We start from the raw sequence: 16,144 nt of genomic DNA, 5'->3' as shown, positions 1-16,144 counted from the left end.
AGCTGGGCGGGGGTCCAGTAGGCGGCCTCCACGAAGCTCGAGCGCGACAGGCGCGCTGGCAGCAGGCCCGACCGGGCCATCGCCTCGGTCTGGAGCAGCACCTCGAGCTGCACATCGACCGAGCCGCTGGCCCGGTTCCGTTCGGAATTCAGATAGGGCAATGGCTCGGGGTCGCCGGGCGCACGCGGACAAGCGGCCCGGAACGGCGCCAGCGCCTCAAATGTCACGACCCACGGGGCGAGCGTGCTGCCGAAGTTCTTGGACAGGAAGGGCCCCAGCGGCTGGTACTCCCAGGGCTGGATGTCGCGCGCCGACCAATCGTTGAACAGCGCGACCCCGAACAGGTGGCTCTCGGCGCTGCCGATGGCAATGGGCTCGCCGCGCCGGTTGCCCGGGCCCACCAGGAAACCGAGCTCCAGTTCGTAGTCCAGGCGCCTGCTCGGACCGAATTCCGGGTCGCCGGCCTCGGCCCTGCTCTGGCCGAGCGGGCGGTAGATCGGTTCGCCGCTGACGACCACGGAGGAACTGCGGCCGTGGTACCCGATGGGAACCCATTTGTAGTTCGGAAGCAGCGGTGCGTCCGGCCGGAACAACCGGCCGACGGCGGTGGCATGGTGGATGCCGATGTAGAAGTCGGTGTAGTCGCCGATGGCCGCGGGCAGGGCGTATTCGGCCGAGCGCTGGGCAAGAAGGCATCCCTCCAACCTGCCGCGCTCCGTGGCTCCCGTGCGCAGCGCGCGCGAGAGCGCCAGGCGCAGCGCCGACCACGCGGCGGGCCCCATGGCCATGAAGTCGTTGAGGCGCTTGCGCGAGGCGGCCACCGCGGCATCCCGCGCATCGCCGGCGAGTGCGCCGCTGGCGGCCGCGGCGGCCAGGTCGAGGATCTGGTCCCCGATGGCCACGCCGCCCCCAAACGGCCCGGAGGAGCCGCGCCGGCGGAAGACGCCGAAGGGCAAATTCTGGATCGGGAAATCCGTCGTGTCCTCGTTCGCGGACCCGACCCAGCTGCGCAGGTCCGGCGCGTGGGTTTCGTTCACCCGCGTCATGGCCGCGCCGGATCGAAGTGCTTCCCGAGGTTCTGCCAGCAGCGGAAATAGTCCTCCTGCAGCTGGGCGGTCTCCAGGGCGAACGTCGTCGGCCTGAAGACGTCGCACGACTCGAACATGAAGGCCATCGTCTCGGTGAGGTAGTCCGGCCGGGAGGTGTCAGCGGCACTGGCCTTGGCGAAGGTGTCGGCATCCGGTCCGTGCGCGCTCATGCAGTTGTGCAGGGACGCGCCGCCGGGCACGAAGCCCTCGGCCTTGGCGTCGTAGGCCCCGTGGATCAGCCCCATGAACTCGCTCGCGACGTTACGGTGGTACCAGGGCGGCCGGAACGTGTTCTGGGCCACGAGGATGCGCGGCGGGAACACCACGAAGTCGATGGTGTCGACGCCCGGGGTGTCGCTGACGGACTGCAGCACCAGGAAGATGGACGGATCGGGATGGTCGTAGCTGATCGAGCCGATGGTGTTGAACCGCCGCAGGTCGTACTTGTAGGGCGCGTGGTTGCCATGCCAGGCGACCACGTCGAGCGGGCTGTGGCCGATGCGCGCGCTCCACAGGTTTCCCTGGAAGCGCGCGACCAGCTCGAAGTCGCCTTCGCGGTCTTCGTAGGCCGCGACCGGCGTGCAGAAGTCCCGGGGATTCGCCAGCCCGTTGGAGCCGATGACACCGAGGTCCGGCAGCTTGAGGGCGGCGCCGAAGTTCTCGCACACGTAGCCCCGCGCCTGGGCGTCCAGCAGCCGCACCTGGAAGCGCACGCCCCGGGGGATCACGGCGATCTCCTGGGGCTCGAGCTGCAGACGGCCCATTTCCGTTGCCAGCTCGAGGCGACCAGCCTGGGGCACGAGGAGCAGCTCCGCGTCGGCGTCGTACAGGAACCGCGTCTCCATCGACCGGTTGGCGGCATAGAGGTGGACCGCGCAGGACGCGTTGCACGCCATCGTCGTCATGCCCTCGATGAAGTCCGTCGGCCGCTCGGGCATAGGAAGCGGGTCCCAGCGCAGCTGGTTGGGCGTCACGGGGCCGTCGCCGGCCCGGCTCGTCCACCGTCCCGCATCCACGAGGGCGAAAGGATGGTGCAGCGTCGAAGGCCGGATGCGGTAGAGCCAGGCGCGGCGGTTGGCGTGGCGCGGCGCGGTGAACGCCGTGCCGGAGAGCTGCTCGGCGTACAGGCCGTACGGCGCGCGCTGCGGGGAGTTGCGCCCATGGGGGAGCGCCCCGGGGAGGGCTTCGGTGGCGAACTCGTTGCACATGCCGGTCTGGTAGGCGGGTTGTGGTTCAGTCATGGCGATGGCCTGTCCTTGGTTTGATTCAACATGCGGCGGCGCTCCTGCGCCACGCAGGCGCCTGAGCGCACGACCTGGGCGTCTGCCGTGTCTGTTCAGAACGCGTGGCGCATGCCCAGTGTGAGCGTGGTGGAACGGTGGTCGCCCGCTCCCCCGAGCCCTGCGGGCTGCTGGGCCGATCCGGAACCCAGCGCGTAGCGCGAGCCGTTCTGGTTGCCGACCGCGCCCAGCGAGGCATAGGCCATCGTGCGCTTGGAGAGCGTGTATTCGCCGCCGATGGCCAGCCATGTGGCGTCCCGTTGGCCGGTGGCCGCCGCGTAGGCCGAGCGGTCGGAAATCCGCACGGCCTGCACGATGGCGGTGAAGGCACCGAAGGGCACGCGGGCCCCGAGGTTGATCAGGCGGAACTCGCTGGCCGCGGCGCCCGTGACGCCCTGGGCGCGGGCGAGCGCGCCGGTGCAGGTGCCGCAGCTGTTCTTTTCCGCGGTGTAGCCCGCGAAGATCTTGGCGGCGCCGAAGTCGTAGCTGCCCCCGGCGACGACGGCGTCGATCCGGCCGTTCGCGTTGTCCGCGCCCTGCTGTCGTGCCCAGGCCAGCACCGCGTCGACCGGACCGTTGCGGTAGGTCGCCGAGGCGCTGTAGGCGCGTCCAATGGTGGGCTGATTCTCCCCGGCCGCGGCCATGGCGCGAAACGTCAGCGGTCCCAGCCTGGGCGTCACGTAGCCCACCGCGTTGTCGAAGCGGGCGCTGACGGCCAGGGGCAGCAGCTGGCGGGTCGCGTCGGTGCTGCGCGTGATGGCCAGATGCCCGCCGCTGCCCATCCACGAGAAGGCGTCGACGCCGGACTGGGCCACGTAGTAGGGCGTCGGCAGGCGCCCGGCCGTCACGGTGCCCCAGGCGGTGCTTGCCAGGCCGACGGAGGCTTCCCGGCCGAATGCGCGGCCGCCCTGGCCCAGGGTGCCATCGTCCAGATTGATGCCTTGCTCCAGGCGAAAAACCGCGGACAGGCCGCCGCCGAGGTCCTCGACGCCGCGGAAGCCGAGCCGGCTGCCCAGCGCGCCGCCCGACACCAGCCGGCGGGACGAGCCGGCGCCGTTGTTAGACCATTCGACCCCGGCGTCGGCCACGCCGTAGATCGTGACGCCGGACGCCGGCGCGCCTCCTTGCGCATGCGCGGGTGCGAGCCCGAGCGCGAGCAGGCCTGCGGCCGCCGCGGAAAGGGAATGCTTCATGGTTGTCTCCTCGTTGTGATGGGATGGGGCCTGACGGGCCACGCTGCGGGCGATGCGCTGCCCGGCGGGCGGGTGCTCCGCGCCGTCAGCCAGCTGCAATCGGGTGTTAGAGGGCGGCGCGGCGGCGCCGGCGGCGGCGATCAGCCGCCGGCCTCGCCGCTGCGCCTCACTCGGCGCGTGCGCCGGTGTCCTTGATGACCTTGGACCAGCGCGCCATGTCTTCCTGCATGAGTGCCTGGAGCGCGGCCGGCGTCGATGGGGCGGGCTCCAGGCCCTGGGCTTCCAGCGCCGCCTTGACCGCCGGATCCCGCAGTGCCCGGCCCGCCGCCTCCTCGATCTTGGCCACCACGTCGGGCGGCGTGCCCGCCGGCGCGACCAGGCCGATCCAGACCTCGCTGCGGAAGGCCTTGAAGGGGCCGCCCGCGCTGGCGACGGTCGGGACGTTTGGCAGGTAGGGCAGGGGCTGCTCGCCGGCCACCGCGAGCGGGCGCAGGGCGCCGGTCTTGATGTGCGGGAGCACCGAGTTCGCGACGCCGAAGAGCACCTGGATCTGTCCGCCGATCAGGTCCGTGACCACGGGCTGCGCGCCGCGGTAGGGCACGTGCACCATGTCGATGCCGGCCAGGCTCTTGAAGAGCTCTCCGGTCAGGTGGTGCGGCGTGCCGACGCCGGCGGACCCATAGGACAGCTTGCCGGGCTGGGCCTTGGCCAGGGCGATCAGCTCCTGGGTCGACTTGGCGGCGAGGCCGGGGTGGACGACCAGGACGAAGGGCACGCGGCCCAGCTGCGTGACGGGAACGAATTCCTTCACGGGATCGTAGCCCGCGCGGCCGTCCGGATAGAGGAAGGGGTTGGTGACGAAATTGTTGGCCACGACGAGCAGGGTGTGGCCGTCGGGAGCCGCCTTGGCCGCCTGCTTGGTGCCAACGTTGCCGCCCGCGCCCGGGCGGTTGTCGACGATGACGGGCTGCTTCCAGTACTCGCCGAGCTTCTGGCCCACCGTGCGCGCCAGGGCGTCGTTGCTGCCGCCGGGCGTGAAGGGCACGACCAGCGTGACCGGCCTGCTGGGATAGCCGTTGGCATGTGCGCACAGTGCGATGCACGAGCCGAGAAGGGCGGCGGCCATCGCCTTGATCGCGCGGCCGGGCAGTTCAGTCTTCATGGGGTTGTCTCCTTTTTGTTTCGTGGAAGGGGCTTGCGGCTAAGCGGCGCCGCGGACCGTGTCGACCACCTGGCCGGCGTGCTCCACGTGCGAGCCGCGCCATGCGACATGCCCGTCGGGACGCACCAGGACCAGCGGGCGTTCGTAGGCTCTCGCCACGTCGGCCTGCTCGATGGATTCGAGGCGGAACGGAACTCCCCTGGCGGCAAAGGCCTGCGCGAGCGTGTCCGCCTCGCCCCGCAGGCCGCCGTCGAAGCACAGGAGCACGAAGGTGCGGCCGAACAGGTCGAGCGTCGAGCGGCCGTCGCTGAGCCAGACGTGGGGCGCGCGCGCGCCGGGCCGCGTCGTGGGGATGTACGTCGAGTACTCGTCCGGGGTCGGGGGCGTGCCGTCGGAAACGCAGATCGGCGAGCCCTCGTAGCGGTGGCCGATCTGCAGGCCCAGCGACTCCCACTCCACGCGCGTCGACTCGCGCAGGCGCCGGCCGAGGTCCCGGCGCACCTGCTCGCCTTCGGCGCTCAGGTCGCACACCGCCGCCGGGCTGGGCGTGTCCTGCCAGGCCCTGAAGTTCTGCGTGGAGAAGCCGATGTTGCGCTGCGCGACGGGCCGGCGCTCGGTCTCGTAGCTGCGCAGCAGGGCCGGGCCGCCCCAGCCGTTGAGGAGGCCCTCGAGCTTCCAGCCGATGTCCAGCACCTCCTGCGCCCCGGTGTTCATGCCCATGCCACCGGTCGGAGACATGGTGTGGGCGGAATCGCCCACGAGCGCGACGCGGCCCTCGAAGTAGCGATCGGCGAGCATCTCGCTGCGCCGCCAGGGGATGGCCGAATCGACCACGAACTCCACGTCGTCGCGACCGAGCGCGCGCCGGACCCAGGCGGCGGGGTCGAAGTTCGCGAGGTCCATCTTCTCTTCCGATCCGAGCACCGTCAGGCGCCAGATCTCGTTCCCGTCGACGACGGTCAGATTGCCCCACGTTCCCTCCGGGCCGACGAAGAGGTAGCGCTCGGCCGGCCCCATCTTGTGCTCGTGCACCAGTCCCGGCGCGTGGATCAGGACGTTCACCGAGTAGCTGAGCAGCCGGCCCTCCATCCTGATGCCGACCTGCTCGCGGACCTGGCTGGTAGCGCCATCGCAGCCGAGCAGGTAGTCCGCGCGGATGGTGACAGGCTCGCCCGTGTTCAGGTCGGTGACGGTCGCCGTGACGCCCTCGCCGTCCTGCTGAAGCGAGACGAAGCGGTGCTTGAACAGCAGCCTGGCCCTGGGTTCGGCGCGGGCGGCGTCGGTCAGGATGGGCTGCAGCCACAGCTGCGGGCAGCGCTGCTTCTTCTCGGGCGTCTCGGGCGGCGTGGGCGCGTCGCGCATGCTCGGGTAGCTCTCCCGATCGAGCAGCAGCCCGTTGAGCGACGTGCAGAAGACCATCGAGAGGTCGTAGTCGTCCGGGAATCCGCAGTCGCGCACGCGCTGCGCCAGCCCCCAGCGTCGGAACAGCTCCATCGTGCGCACCGCGATCAGGCCGGTGCGCGGGTGCTCGATCGTGCCGTCGCCCTCATCCACGAGGATCGACTCGATCCCCCTCCATCCCAGCTCGATGGCCATCGACAGGCCGATGGGCCCTCCGCCCACGATCAGCACGGGCGTCTTGATCTCTGTCCCCATGGGGTCTCATCCTTTCTCGTTTGGTTGGGGAAATGATCACCGGCACGCTCATCATTGTCTAATCGATATTGGAGAGAAATAGAATTCAGGATATGAATATCAAAACGTTCGACCTGAACCTGCTGCGGGTCTTCGACGCCATCTATGCCGAGCGCAATGTGTCGCGGGCGGCGAGCGTCGCGGGCCTGTCGCAGCCCGCAATGAGCAACGCGCTGCTGCGGCTGCGCAAGGCCTGCTCCGATGCGCTGTTCGTGCGGACCACCGGCGGGATGGAGCCGACGGCCCTGGCCGACGAACTCATCGGCCCGGTCCGCCAGGCGTTGGCGATCCTTCAGCAGTCGTTGGAAAGACCGAACGGCTTCGAGCCGAAGGCGTCGGAGCGCACGTGCAAGATCCTCCTGTCCGACGCGGGGGAGGGCATCGTTCTGCCGCGGCTGATCTCGGCGGTGCTGCGGGAGGCGCCGCACGTGCGCATCGAGGCGCTGCGGCGGCCCAACGACCAGTACCAGCAACTGCTGCAGAGCGGCGAGGCGGATCTCGCGATCGGCAACCTCGCCTTTCTGAAGTCGGGCTTCTACCAGCAGCGCCTGTTCGGCGATCCCTACTGCTGCCTGGCGCGCAAGCGGCATCCGTTCATCGGCCCCGGCTTCCCGCTGCAGGCGTTCCTGACGGCCCAGCACGTCGCCGTGGCCACGGGCAATGCGGACGACCTGGTGGAGCGCGCGCTCTCGAAGATGCGCGCCAAGCGCGACGTCATCCTGCGCGTGACCCACTACCACGTCGCGGCGGATGTCGTCGAGCGCTCCAACCTGGTCGTCACCGTGCCCCGCAACGCGGCGCGTAACGCCCGTGGCGTGCAGATCCTGCCGGTGCCGCTGAGCATTCCCGCGGCGGACGTGCGCCAGTTCTGGCACCGGAGGGCGCACAAGGATCCGGCCAACCAATGGCTGCGTGGCACGCTCGCCAAGCTCGCGTTCGACTAGGCCCGACGGGCAGGCTTCGGGTGCGGCGGAGCCAGTGCCCGGATGCGGCCGACCCCGCTCGAACGATGCCGGCGGCGAACCGGGGCTCTCCCCGTGGCTTGAGGCTGGCTCGACGGCGAGCCGTCGTATTGCGGATGCCCACCCATCGCGAACCGCGATCGCTGGGCAGGCGTCCCTCCGGCACCGCGCTTTGACCTTCATCAGAGGACCCGCGTATTCTTTCTTCGGCCTCCGCGACAGCTCGCTTTGCGTGTTGACACCTCCACCCTCGCCGGGTAACTTTGGTTTGGCAACTAACAATAGCGCTGCCATTGCTGGGCAGCGCAACGAAACAACCCGATGAAGGAGGATCCATGCAGACGAAGGACCAACCCGATGCCCAGGGTCAGATGCGGCGCAGTACAGACAAGTCCTTCGCGCAGGACCGGCAAGCAGCAGGAGCGGTGCATTTCCTGAGCGCGCGGCGGCTTCCCTCCCGCGCGGACACCTCCGCCATCGGCAGCCGCGACCGGCGCGCGGCATGCGGCGCTTCGCCGCTGCGCCGCAACCACGCCAGGATGACGGGCGGGCGTTCCATGGCCGTGTGCTGGAACGTCCGGCGCTACGGCAGTCCGGACTGCGCCATCCGCAGTCCCGAGGGCAGTGCAGGCCACACACCACGGGCCTACCCATGAAAAACGAGTGTCCTCCTTCGGCGGCGCAGGCCCGCACGGTGTTCGGCTTCGCCAAGCTGCCAGCCGCCTACGCGACGCTGGTGATGCCGCTGCTGCTCTCGATCCTGATGACCTTCGTGGTGTCGGCCGTGTCGACCCTGCGCAGCATCGGCCTGGCGCCCGGCTTTCTCTACATCTGGCTCAGCGCGTGGGCACTGTCATGGATCATCGCCTTCCCGACGCTGCTCTTCGCGCTGCCTCTGGTGCGCAGGGCCACCGCAGCGCTCGTGATGCGGGACTGACCGGAGGGAACCTCCTCGCCCACGCCCGCCGCGGCCGAGGGCTGCCTTACCGCGGAAGGTGCTGGCCCATGTACTTCGCGCGCGGCCGCAGCATGGCGCCCGTCAGGCGCTGCTCCATCGCGTGGGCGATCCACCCGCTGGTGCGCGCCAGGGTATGCAGCATCGCGCCGCTGCCATTGGGCAGACCCATCGCCTTGCACAGGATCACGAGGGCGGCGAAGACGTTCGGGTGCTGTCCCGCCTGCCGCGCGCCGGTCACCAGCGCCTGCACCTTCGGCAGATCCGGTCCGTGCGCGCTGAGGTCGTCTACGAGCTCGAGCAGCACGGCCGAGCGCGGGTCCTCCCCATCGTAGAGGGGATGGCCGAAGCACGGCAGCTCATTGCCCTTGAAACCCGAGGCCGCCGCCAGCGGCAGGGCGTCTTCGGGCGCCAGGCCGCAGGGCAGGGCGTCGATGAGCGCCTCGACCTCCACGGCGCCCCCGACCTGCATCGGCCCGGACTGGGTCAGCATCGCCGTGGCGACGCAGGCGTGCAGGTCCGCGCCCGTCGAGGCGCAGATCCGCGCCGCGAAGGTCGGTGCCGACAGCTCGTGTTCGGCGGACATCACGAGCGCGGCGTCGATGGCCCGCACGGCATCGGGCCGATCGCCCAGGCCCAGCCCGCGGGCGACGCACTGCGCCACGAACTCGCCGTCGCGGGGCGGGGAGAAGCGCGGCTCGGGGCCGAAGACGCCAGCCGTGCCCGCCAGCCACTGCAGCAGGCGGCGGCAGGCCGCGAAACCGGCCGCCTCCACGTCGTCCTCGGCCCGCTCGAACGCGGACAGCGAGGTCGTCAGCATCGCCAGGAGCTTGAGCGGCGTGACGTGCTCGGCCGATTGCAGCGCCATGCGGACCAGCGACTCAGGCTGCCGGGTGTCCTGCGGGGCCGGCCACGGGACATCGCGGGTGCGCGGCAGCCCCGTCCAGATGAGCTCGCTCGCGAACTCGAACGACCGTCCGTCACGCACCAGGTCGCGCGCGAGCACCCCCCGGTAGCGTGGGCCCTGGGCGGTGAGCTCGCTGATCCACGTCTGCGCGATCGGCTCGCCGTAGCGCAGCGACTGGGAGACCTGCGGCCCGCCCGAGCGGGCGACGGCCCGGCTCCTGAGCTTCTCGACGTCGGCCTTGCGGTAAAGCTTGGCCTTCACGCCCGGGCGCTGCTTGGTCTTGATGAGGCCGCGGCTCACGTAGGTGTACAGCGTCTCGCGGCGCACGCCGAGGATCGACATCGCTTCCGCGCTCCCGACGTATTCGACGTCATTGATCTGGCGGCGCTGGCGTGCGTTCTCGGAGCTGTTCTTGGCTGGCATAGGGTTCCTACGGCTATTTATATCGATTCTCACATCGATCTATACATAGATCAATGTATTGCCTAGTATTCGTTACGTTTACTCAACGAATCTTTTGAAAGGACGACCACGATGCAAGTAGCCGAACACCAACTCCTGGACCTGCGCCCCAAGTTCAAGGAGACCCGCAAGAAACTGCTCAGCGCCCGGCACCTGCCGGGCGAGGTGTACAGCTCGCCCGAGATCTACGCCATGGAGAAGGAGCAGATCTTCATGAAGTACTGGCTCTCCGTGGGACGCGTCGAGGAGATTCCCGATGTCGGCGACTACTACACCTTCCAGGTGATGAAGGAGTCGATCGTGGTGTCCCGTCCCGCGCCCGACCAGGTCGTCGCCTACATGAACCAGTGCCTGCACCGCGGCGTGGAGATCGCCGTCGGCCGCGGCAACGCCAAGGAATTCAGCTGCCCGTACCACGCTTGGCTCTACGACGTGAGCGGCAAGCTCGTCGTCGCGCCGGGCATGAAGGCCTCGGAGGTCGAGCTGAAGAACTGCAGCCTGCGCCAGCTTCACGTCAAGGTCTGGCGCGGCTGGATCTTCGTGAACTTCAGCGACGAGCCGATGTCTTTCGACGACTACATCGCTCCCTTCGAGCAGCCGCTGTGGTGGTTCCAGACCGACCATTGCAAGCTCGCCCAGAAGGTCGAGATCGACGTCAAGTGCAACTGGAAGTTCCTGGTCGAGAACCTGATCGACATCTACCACGTCGGCGTCATCCACAAGGGGACCTTCGGCGGCTTCGTGAAGGGCGAGCAGGTCCGCTTCAACCTGGTCGAGAACGGCGGCTGGCACACCCAGTACGAAGCCAGGCCGCACTCGAAGTCCGGCGAGCAGGTCTTCCCGACGCTGCCCTGGGCGCAGGACAAGCCCAGCGGGATCGCCTGCAAGGCGGGCATCTATCCGAACCTGAACCTGTCGATGCGTGCCGACAGCGTGCGCATGTGGCACATCTGGCCCATCTCTCCCACGGAGACCAAGGTCATCTGCTATCTGCTGTTCCCTGAAGGCGCCTTCTCGATCCCGAACTATGACGAGGAGATGGAGAAGTACGTGGGTTTCGTGCGCCAGATCATCGCCGAGGACGCCGTGATGGTGGAGGGCATGCAGAACACCGCGGGGTCGAAGTTCTTCCAGCCCGGCCCGATGTCGCCGCTCGAGGAGGCGCTGTATCACATGGAGAACCACTACATCGACGTGATGACGTCGCAGGCGTAGGGCAGCGGGTGCGGCAAGACAACAATCCGGGAGACACCATGGACGGTGAATGGATCAGGGTCGGCAACGTGGCCGACATCGACGAAGACGACACGCACCCGGTCGAGATCGACGGCAGGCGGGTGTGCCTCTACAACCTCGGCGGCGAGATCTTCGCCACGGACGGCACCTGCACCCACGGCGACGCGGACCTTTCGCTGGGCATGGTGGTCGATTCCTGCCTCATCGAGTGCCCCCTGCACGAGGGCACCTTCGACATCCGAAGCGGCCGGGCGGTGGGCGCGCCGTGCACGGATCCGCTGCGCTGCCATCCGGTCAAGGTCGAGCAGGGAGTCATCTTCCTGCGGCCCGCGCACTGAACGACGGCAGGGAGCACCCATGGATGTCGTCATCATTGGAGCCGGCCAGGCCGGCGCCTGGGTCGCCCGGTCGCTGCGCGAAGCGGGACATGAAGGGGGCATCACGCTCCTGGGGCGCGAGCCGCACGCGCCCTACGAGCGGCCCCCCTTGTCGAAGGCGGTGCTCAGCGGGGCGGAAGAGCACCCGCCGGTGCTGCTCGGCCCGCAGCAGTGCGACGCGCTGCGCGTGGACTTCCGGCCCGGCGTCGAGGCCGTCGGCATCGATCGCACCGGCCACCAGGTCAGCTGCGCGGATGGCTCTGCGGTCCGCTACGACAAGCTCGTGCTGGCCACCGGAGGGCGACCTCGGGCGCTGTCGTGTCCCGGCGCCGACCTGCCCGGCGTCCATGCGCTGCGCACGATCGAGGATTGCCAGGCCATCGCCAGGAAGCTGGTGCCGGGCAACCGGCTGCTGATCGTGGGCGGCGGGTGGATCGGGCTGGAGATCGCCGCGACGGCGAGGAAGAAACAGGTCGAGGTCATGGTGCTGGAGGCGGGGCCGCGCCTGTGCGCGCGGTCGCTGCCGCCCCGGTTCTCGGCGTTCCTGCTCGACAGGCACCGCCGGGAAGGCGTCGACGTCCGGCTGGCGACGACGGTCGCGTCGATCGAAGCGGGCCGCCAGCGCGCGCTGGCCGTGGAACTGCCTGGCGGGCCGCAGGAGTTCGACGCGGTGGTGGTCGGGATCGGGCTTGCGCTCGACACCGGGCTGGCCGAGGCCTGCGGGCTCGAGGTCCGGGACGGCATCGTCGTGGACCAGGCCGGCCGCACCTCCGACCCAGACATCTATGCCGCGGGCGACGTGGCCAACCAGCCGAACACCTGGGCGGGCGGCCGTCTGCGATGCGAGTCGTGGGCCAATGCCCAGAATCAGGCCATCGCCGTGGGCAAGGCCATTGCCGGCGGCGAGGTGGCGTACGACGAGATTCCGTGGTTCTGGTCGGATCAGTACGACCTGAACCTGCAGGTGCTCGGCGTGCCGTCGAACGAGCTCGAGGGCACCCTGCGCGGCTCCGCCGAGGAGGGGGCGTTCTCCGTGTTCCAGATCTCTGAGGGCAGGCTGCGCAGCGTGCTGTCGGTGAACGTGCCGCGCGACATCAAGGTGGCCAAGCGCTGGCTCAAGCAGGGGACCTGCCCGCCGCCGGAGGTCCTCGCCGACCGCACGGTCCGCCTGGACAAGCTCTGAGCGGGCTGCTCGCGGGGCGGCCCGGTGCCGCTGCCGCCTGCAGCCCGGCCACTGGGCGCGTGCGCAGGAGGGATCGGCGCGGGAGCGCCGACGCTATTCGACCCGCAGCTGCGCGGCGACCATCGCGCTCAGGCTGTTCGCGAACTCATCCACGCTGATCTTCTCGGCCCGGTACTTCCAGCGCTTGACGTACCAGTCCTGGATGACGCTCTGCAGGTGCGCCGCCAGCAGGAAGGCTTCCCGGTCGCCCATCTCGCGCACCTGCCGGATCTGCCGCGCCATGGCGGCCTGGAAATCCACCTCGGCGGCCCTGGCCACCTTGCGCTGATCAGCCTCGAGCACGCGCGACTCCATGTACACGAAATAGAACCACGGCTGCAGCAGCTCGGACATGAAGACGTGCGCCCGCAGGCTGCTGTCCAGACGCACCAGCGGCGCCAGAGACGCCTCGTCGAACCAGCGAGGGATCTCGCCGCCGATGTGCCGGATCAGGTCCTCGACCATGGCGGCCAGGGCGTCCTTGCTCTGCAGGTAGCCGTAGAGCCCGCCCATGGACAGGCCGGTGGCCTTGGACAGGTCCCGCAGCGTCATCGCGCCGAAGCCCACCTGGTTGGCCAGCTGGAAGGAGGCCTCGAAGATGGCCCGCAGATTGGCCAGCGCCACCGGCACGCGCTTGACCGTGATGGCGTGCGCGTTGCGCGCGTACACCAGCTCCCACAGCGTGTCGGGCGGGATGGGGTTGATCCGCTTGAACTGTGCGAAGGTGAATCGGGGCTCGAGACCGAGGGACAGGGGCATGGCGGGAAGGCGTGGACGCGGTCGGGTGGGGGGCGGGGCAGGTTGCCCGAATTGACCGCCGGTCGGGAATGATTGTAAACTCCCTCAAAAACCGAGCGAGCGCTCGGTGTTTATTTCGAGCGAGACAACCCCACATGGCCACTGCCACCATCAGCGAGCGCGAGCTCGCCTTCCTGCTTTACGAAGTCCTGGACACCGCGGGCCTGCTGCGGCGCGAGCGCTATGCCGAGCACTCGCGCGAGGTCTTCGACGCCACGCTGGAGACGGCGCGCCAGCTGGCCGAGGATTTGCTGGCGCCGCATCTGCGCGAGGGCGACGAGAACGAGCCACAGTTCGAGAATGGCCGGGCCCGCCTCGTCGCGCCGACCCGCGCGGCGTGGCAGGCCATCGCGGATGCCGGGTTCCTCAGTGCGCACTGGGAGCAGGCCGAGGGCGGGCTGCAGCTGCCGGAGGTCGTGCTGCGCGCGGCGATGAGCGCCTTCTACGCGGCCAACGTCGGCACGGCGGCCTATGCGATGCTGACGATCGGCGCGGCCAATCTGCTGCGCACCTTCGGCAGCCCACAGCTCCGGGCCCGCTACCTCGCGCCGCTGGGCGACGGCCGCTTCGCCGGCACGATGGCATTGACCGAGCCGTCGCAGGGTTCCGCCCTGGGCGACATCAAGACCTACGCCGTGCCCCAGGCCGATGGGAGCTACCGCGTTTTCGGCCAGAAGATGTTCATCTCCGGCGGCGAGCAGGACCTCACCGAGAACATCGTGCACATGGTGCTCGCGCGCATCCAGGGCGCGCCGCCCGGCGTCAAGGGCATCTCGCTGTTCCTGGTGCCCAAGATCCTGCCCGGCGAGCACGGGGCGGCGGACACGCCGAACGACGTGGCGCTGGCCGGGCTGCTGCACAAGATGGGCTGGCGCAACACCACCTCCACCGTGCTGTCCTTCGGGGAGAAGGGCGGCGCGGTGGGCTGGCTGGTCGGCCGCGAGCACCAGGGCCTGGCCCACATGTTCCAGCTGATGAACGAGGCGCGCATCGGCGTCGGCGTCATGTCCGCCAGCATCGCCTGGCGCGGCTTCAGCGAGTCGCTGGCCTACGCGCGCGAGCGGCCGCAGGGCCGCCTGCCGTCGAACAAGGATCCGCTGTCGCCGCAGGTCAAGCTGGTCGAGCACTCCGACGTGCGCCGGATGCTGCTGGTGCAGAAGGCCTACGCCGAGGGCAGCCTGGCCCTGTGCCTGTACGCCTGCAGCCTGTTCGAGGACCAGCACACCCATCCGGAGCCGCCGGCGCGCGCAGCGGCCGGCCGGCTGCTCGACGTCCTCACGCCGGTCGTGAAGTCCTGGCCTGCGCGCTACGGCGCGGCGGCCAACGACCTGGCCATTCAGGTGCTCGGCGGCGCGGGCTACACGCGCGACTACCCGCTGGAGCAGCTGTACCGCGACCAGCGCCTGAACATGATCCACGAGGGGACCGAGGCCATCCACGGCATCGATCTGCTCGGCCGCAAGGTGCTGGCGGAGCAGGGCGCGGGGCTGCGCCTGTTCGTCGACACCGTGCGCCAGGACGCCGGGCGCGCCTCCGAGGCGGGCCTGGGCGACGAGGCGGCGGCCCTGTGCGCGGCGCTGGACCGCCTGGTGGAGGTCAGCGCGGGGCTCGCCGCGCTGCAGCGCAGCGAGCCCGACCTCGGCCTGGCCAACGCCACGCTGTACCTCGACGCGTTCGGGCGCGTGACGCTGGCCTGGATCTGGCTGCTGCAGGGGCGGGCGGCGGCGCGCGCGCTGCCGGCCGCCAGCGGGGAGGCCGCCGACCACTACCGCGGCAAGCTGCAGGCCATGCGCTACTTCTTCCAGTGGGAGCTGCCGCAGACGCACGCCCAGTGGGCGTTGCTCGCGCGTGCCGACCGCTGCGCCTACGACATGCGCGACGCGTGGTTCATCTGAAGCCGCGACGCATTCCCTTTCCATCTCCACCGCAGGACCTTATGAGCCAGGCCGTCATCGTTTCCGTCGCGCGCACCCCCATCGGGCGCGCCTACAAAGGGGCATTCAATGCCATCAAGTCGCCCACGCTGCTGGGCCATGCCATCGGGCACGCCGTCGCGCGCGCCGGCGCCGGCCCGGACGAGGTCGACGACGTCGTCGTGGGCACGGTGCTGGGCGCCGGCACGGCCGGCATGAACCTGGCGCGCAACGCCGCGCTCGCGGCCGGGCTGGGCGTGGCGGTGAGCGGCCAGACCCTGGACCGCCAGTGCGCTTCCGGGCTCATGGCGGTGGCGACGGCCGCCAAGCAGATCATCGTGGACGGCATGCGGGTCGTGGTCGCGGGCGGCCAGGAAAACATCTCCGCGGTGCAGAAGGGCTACTTCGACTGGGCCTCGGCGGAGGCGGACCCCGCCGTCCAGGCCAAGGTGCCGCACGCCTACATGCCCATGCTGCAGACGGCGGAGTTCGTCGCCAGGAAGTACGGGATCGGCCGCGAGGCGCAGGACCTGTACGCGCTGCAATCGCAGCAGCGCACGGCGGCGGCCCAGCAGGCTGGACGCTTCGACGCCGAGATCGTGCCCCTGCCGTCGCGCATGGCCGTGGTCGACAAGGAGACCCAGGCCGTCAGCCACCGCGACGTGACCCTGGCCCAGGACGAGGGCAACCGCCCGGAGACCACGCTCGAGAGCCTGGCCGCGCTCAAGCCCGTGATCGAGGGCGGCAGCGTCACGGCGGGCAATGCCAGCCAGCTCTCCGATGGCGCCGCCGCCTGCGTGCTGATGGACGATGGGGTCTCCTCGTTTTCAGTGCAATAAGTGACGGTACGAAAAGCTAGCACTGGCGCGGAGGTGGTGTTGGTAGATCGTTGAT

14 protein-coding genes and 1 pseudogene are annotated in these 16,144 nt (G+C 69.7%); 8 read left to right on the top strand and 7 right to left on the bottom strand.

All coding sequences use genetic code 11. The annotated features are described in order from the left end of the window. The 5 genes from ACOQFS_RS18725 to ACOQFS_RS18705 all read right to left on the bottom strand — a co-directional run. Positions 1 to 1,046: fumarylacetoacetate hydrolase family protein (locus ACOQFS_RS18725; RefSeq protein WP_421564326.1), on the bottom strand; the 1,046-nt coding region annotated here is incomplete at its 3' end. Beyond that, complete coding sequence (gene hmgA, locus ACOQFS_RS18720; RefSeq protein ID WP_026062256.1) at positions 1,043 to 2,329, bottom strand: homogentisate 1,2-dioxygenase; 1,287 nt, start codon at positions 2,327 to 2,329, stop codon at positions 1,043 to 1,045. The genes ACOQFS_RS18725 and hmgA, both read right to left, overlap by 4 nt. Positions 2,330 to 2,424: 95 nt before the next feature. Further along, positions 2,425 to 3,561: a porin gene (locus ACOQFS_RS18715; RefSeq protein ID WP_017404929.1), complete on the bottom strand. Its 1,137-nt coding sequence runs from the start codon at positions 3,559 to 3,561 to the stop codon at positions 2,425 to 2,427. 166 nt (positions 3,562 to 3,727) lie between these two features. Further along, a complete protein-coding gene (locus ACOQFS_RS18710) occupies positions 3,728 to 4,723 on the bottom strand; it encodes a Bug family tripartite tricarboxylate transporter substrate binding protein (protein WP_017404930.1) in 996 nt (331 codons plus the stop codon). A gap of 39 nt (positions 4,724 to 4,762) precedes the next feature. Continuing rightward, the gene (locus tag ACOQFS_RS18705; protein WP_017404931.1) at positions 4,763 to 6,379 is read right to left on the bottom strand and encodes an FAD-dependent oxidoreductase; all 1,617 of its coding nucleotides are present in this window, start codon (positions 6,377 to 6,379) and stop codon (positions 4,763 to 4,765) included. Between the two features lie 92 nt (positions 6,380 to 6,471). Here ACOQFS_RS18705 and ACOQFS_RS18700 point away from each other — a divergent pair, with 92 nt between their 5' ends. The 3 genes from ACOQFS_RS18700 (at position 6,472) to ACOQFS_RS18690 (ending at position 8,317) form a co-directional block, all read left to right on the top strand. Further along, on the top strand, positions 6,472 to 7,362 hold the full coding sequence (locus ACOQFS_RS18700) for a LysR family transcriptional regulator (protein WP_108499579.1): 891 nt from the start codon (positions 6,472 to 6,474) through the stop codon (positions 7,360 to 7,362). A gap of 353 nt (positions 7,363 to 7,715) precedes the next feature. Continuing rightward, positions 7,716 to 8,036: a hypothetical protein gene (locus tag ACOQFS_RS18695; protein WP_103738494.1), complete on the top strand. Its 321-nt coding sequence runs from the start codon at positions 7,716 to 7,718 to the stop codon at positions 8,034 to 8,036. Continuing rightward, positions 8,033 to 8,317 carry a DUF2798 domain-containing protein gene (locus ACOQFS_RS18690; RefSeq protein ID WP_017404933.1) on the top strand — a complete coding sequence of 95 codons (285 nt, stop codon included), beginning with the start codon at positions 8,033 to 8,035 and terminating at the stop codon, positions 8,315 to 8,317. The genes ACOQFS_RS18695 and ACOQFS_RS18690 overlap by 4 nt, the downstream gene beginning before the upstream one ends. Before the next feature lie 46 nt (positions 8,318 to 8,363). Here the strand turns inward: ACOQFS_RS18690 and ACOQFS_RS18685 are convergent, their stop codons facing one another. Then, complete coding sequence (locus ACOQFS_RS18685) at positions 8,364 to 9,665, bottom strand: citrate/2-methylcitrate synthase (protein ID WP_017404934.1); 1,302 nt, start codon at positions 9,663 to 9,665, stop codon at positions 8,364 to 8,366. Positions 9,666 to 9,776: 111 nt separating this feature from the next. Here ACOQFS_RS18685 and ACOQFS_RS18680 point away from each other — a divergent pair, with 111 nt between their 5' ends. The 3 genes from ACOQFS_RS18680 to ACOQFS_RS18670 are packed head-to-tail and all read left to right on the top strand — an operon-like array spanning position 9,777 to position 12,500. Then, the gene (locus ACOQFS_RS18680; RefSeq protein WP_017404935.1) at positions 9,777 to 10,919 is read left to right on the top strand and encodes an aromatic ring-hydroxylating oxygenase subunit alpha; all 1,143 of its coding nucleotides are present in this window, start codon (positions 9,777 to 9,779) and stop codon (positions 10,917 to 10,919) included. A gap of 38 nt (positions 10,920 to 10,957) precedes the next feature. Then, a complete protein-coding gene (locus tag ACOQFS_RS18675; protein ID WP_017404936.1) occupies positions 10,958 to 11,278 on the top strand; it encodes a non-heme iron oxygenase ferredoxin subunit in 321 nt (106 codons plus the stop codon). 19 nt (positions 11,279 to 11,297) lie between these two features. Continuing rightward, the gene (locus ACOQFS_RS18670) at positions 11,298 to 12,500 is read left to right on the top strand and encodes an NAD(P)/FAD-dependent oxidoreductase (protein WP_017404937.1); all 1,203 of its coding nucleotides are present in this window, start codon (positions 11,298 to 11,300) and stop codon (positions 12,498 to 12,500) included. Between the two features lie 93 nt (positions 12,501 to 12,593). Here ACOQFS_RS18670 and ACOQFS_RS18665 read toward each other — a convergent pair whose 3' ends face one another. Beyond that, entirely contained in the window at positions 12,594 to 13,298 is a 705-nt protein-coding gene (locus ACOQFS_RS18665; protein ID WP_017404938.1) for a TetR/AcrR family transcriptional regulator, read from the bottom strand. Between the two features lie 134 nt (positions 13,299 to 13,432). Between ACOQFS_RS18665 and ACOQFS_RS18660 the strand changes: the two genes are divergently transcribed. Beyond that, the gene (locus ACOQFS_RS18660) at positions 13,433 to 15,232 is read left to right on the top strand and encodes an acyl-CoA dehydrogenase (RefSeq protein ID WP_017404939.1); all 1,800 of its coding nucleotides are present in this window, start codon (positions 13,433 to 13,435) and stop codon (positions 15,230 to 15,232) included. A 41-nt stretch (positions 15,233 to 15,273) separates the two neighbouring features. Next, positions 15,274 to 16,059: pseudogene (locus tag ACOQFS_RS18655) on the top strand (acetyl-CoA C-acyltransferase); the annotation flags it as partial. Positions 16,060 to 16,144: the final 85 nt, after the last annotated feature.

The organism is Paracidovorax sp. MALMAid1276 (genome assembly GCF_049198005.1).
In the GTDB taxonomy this organism is placed as follows: Bacteria; Pseudomonadota; Gammaproteobacteria; order Burkholderiales; family Burkholderiaceae_C; genus Acidovorax.
Note: the sequence above shows the minus strand (reverse complement) of the source record. Positions and strands in the feature narration are given on the sequence as shown.

Excerpts from the sequence above, each read along its gene's own strand:
- ACOQFS_RS18715 (WP_017404929.1), bottom strand. The coding sequence starts at position 3,561 with ATGAAGCATTCCCTTTCCGCGGCGGCCGCAGGCCTGCTCGCGCTCGGG.
- ACOQFS_RS18665 (WP_017404938.1), bottom strand. The coding sequence starts at position 13,298 with ATGCCCCTGTCCCTCGGTCTCGAGCCCCGATTCACCTTCGCACAGTTC.
- ACOQFS_RS18710 (WP_017404930.1), bottom strand. The coding sequence starts at position 4,723 with ATGAAGACTGAACTGCCCGGCCGCGCGATCAAGGCGATGGCCGCCGCC.
- ACOQFS_RS18680 (WP_017404935.1), top strand. The coding sequence starts at position 9,777 with ATGCAAGTAGCCGAACACCAACTCCTGGACCTGCGCCCCAAGTTCAAG.
- ACOQFS_RS18675 (WP_017404936.1), top strand. The coding sequence starts at position 10,958 with ATGGACGGTGAATGGATCAGGGTCGGCAACGTGGCCGACATCGACGAA.
- ACOQFS_RS18700 (WP_108499579.1), top strand. The coding sequence starts at position 6,472 with ATGAATATCAAAACGTTCGACCTGAACCTGCTGCGGGTCTTCGACGCC.
- ACOQFS_RS18705 (WP_017404931.1), bottom strand. The coding sequence starts at position 6,379 with ATGGGGACAGAGATCAAGACGCCCGTGCTGATCGTGGGCGGAGGGCCC.
- hmgA (WP_026062256.1), bottom strand. The coding sequence starts at position 2,329 with ATGACTGAACCACAACCCGCCTACCAGACCGGCATGTGCAACGAGTTC.
- ACOQFS_RS18660 (WP_017404939.1), top strand. The coding sequence starts at position 13,433 with ATGGCCACTGCCACCATCAGCGAGCGCGAGCTCGCCTTCCTGCTTTAC.
- ACOQFS_RS18670 (WP_017404937.1), top strand. The coding sequence starts at position 11,298 with ATGGATGTCGTCATCATTGGAGCCGGCCAGGCCGGCGCCTGGGTCGCC.
- ACOQFS_RS18685 (WP_017404934.1), bottom strand. The coding sequence starts at position 9,665 with ATGCCAGCCAAGAACAGCTCCGAGAACGCACGCCAGCGCCGCCAGATC.
- ACOQFS_RS18690 (WP_017404933.1), top strand. The coding sequence starts at position 8,033 with ATGAAAAACGAGTGTCCTCCTTCGGCGGCGCAGGCCCGCACGGTGTTC.
- ACOQFS_RS18695 (WP_103738494.1), top strand. The coding sequence starts at position 7,716 with ATGCAGACGAAGGACCAACCCGATGCCCAGGGTCAGATGCGGCGCAGT.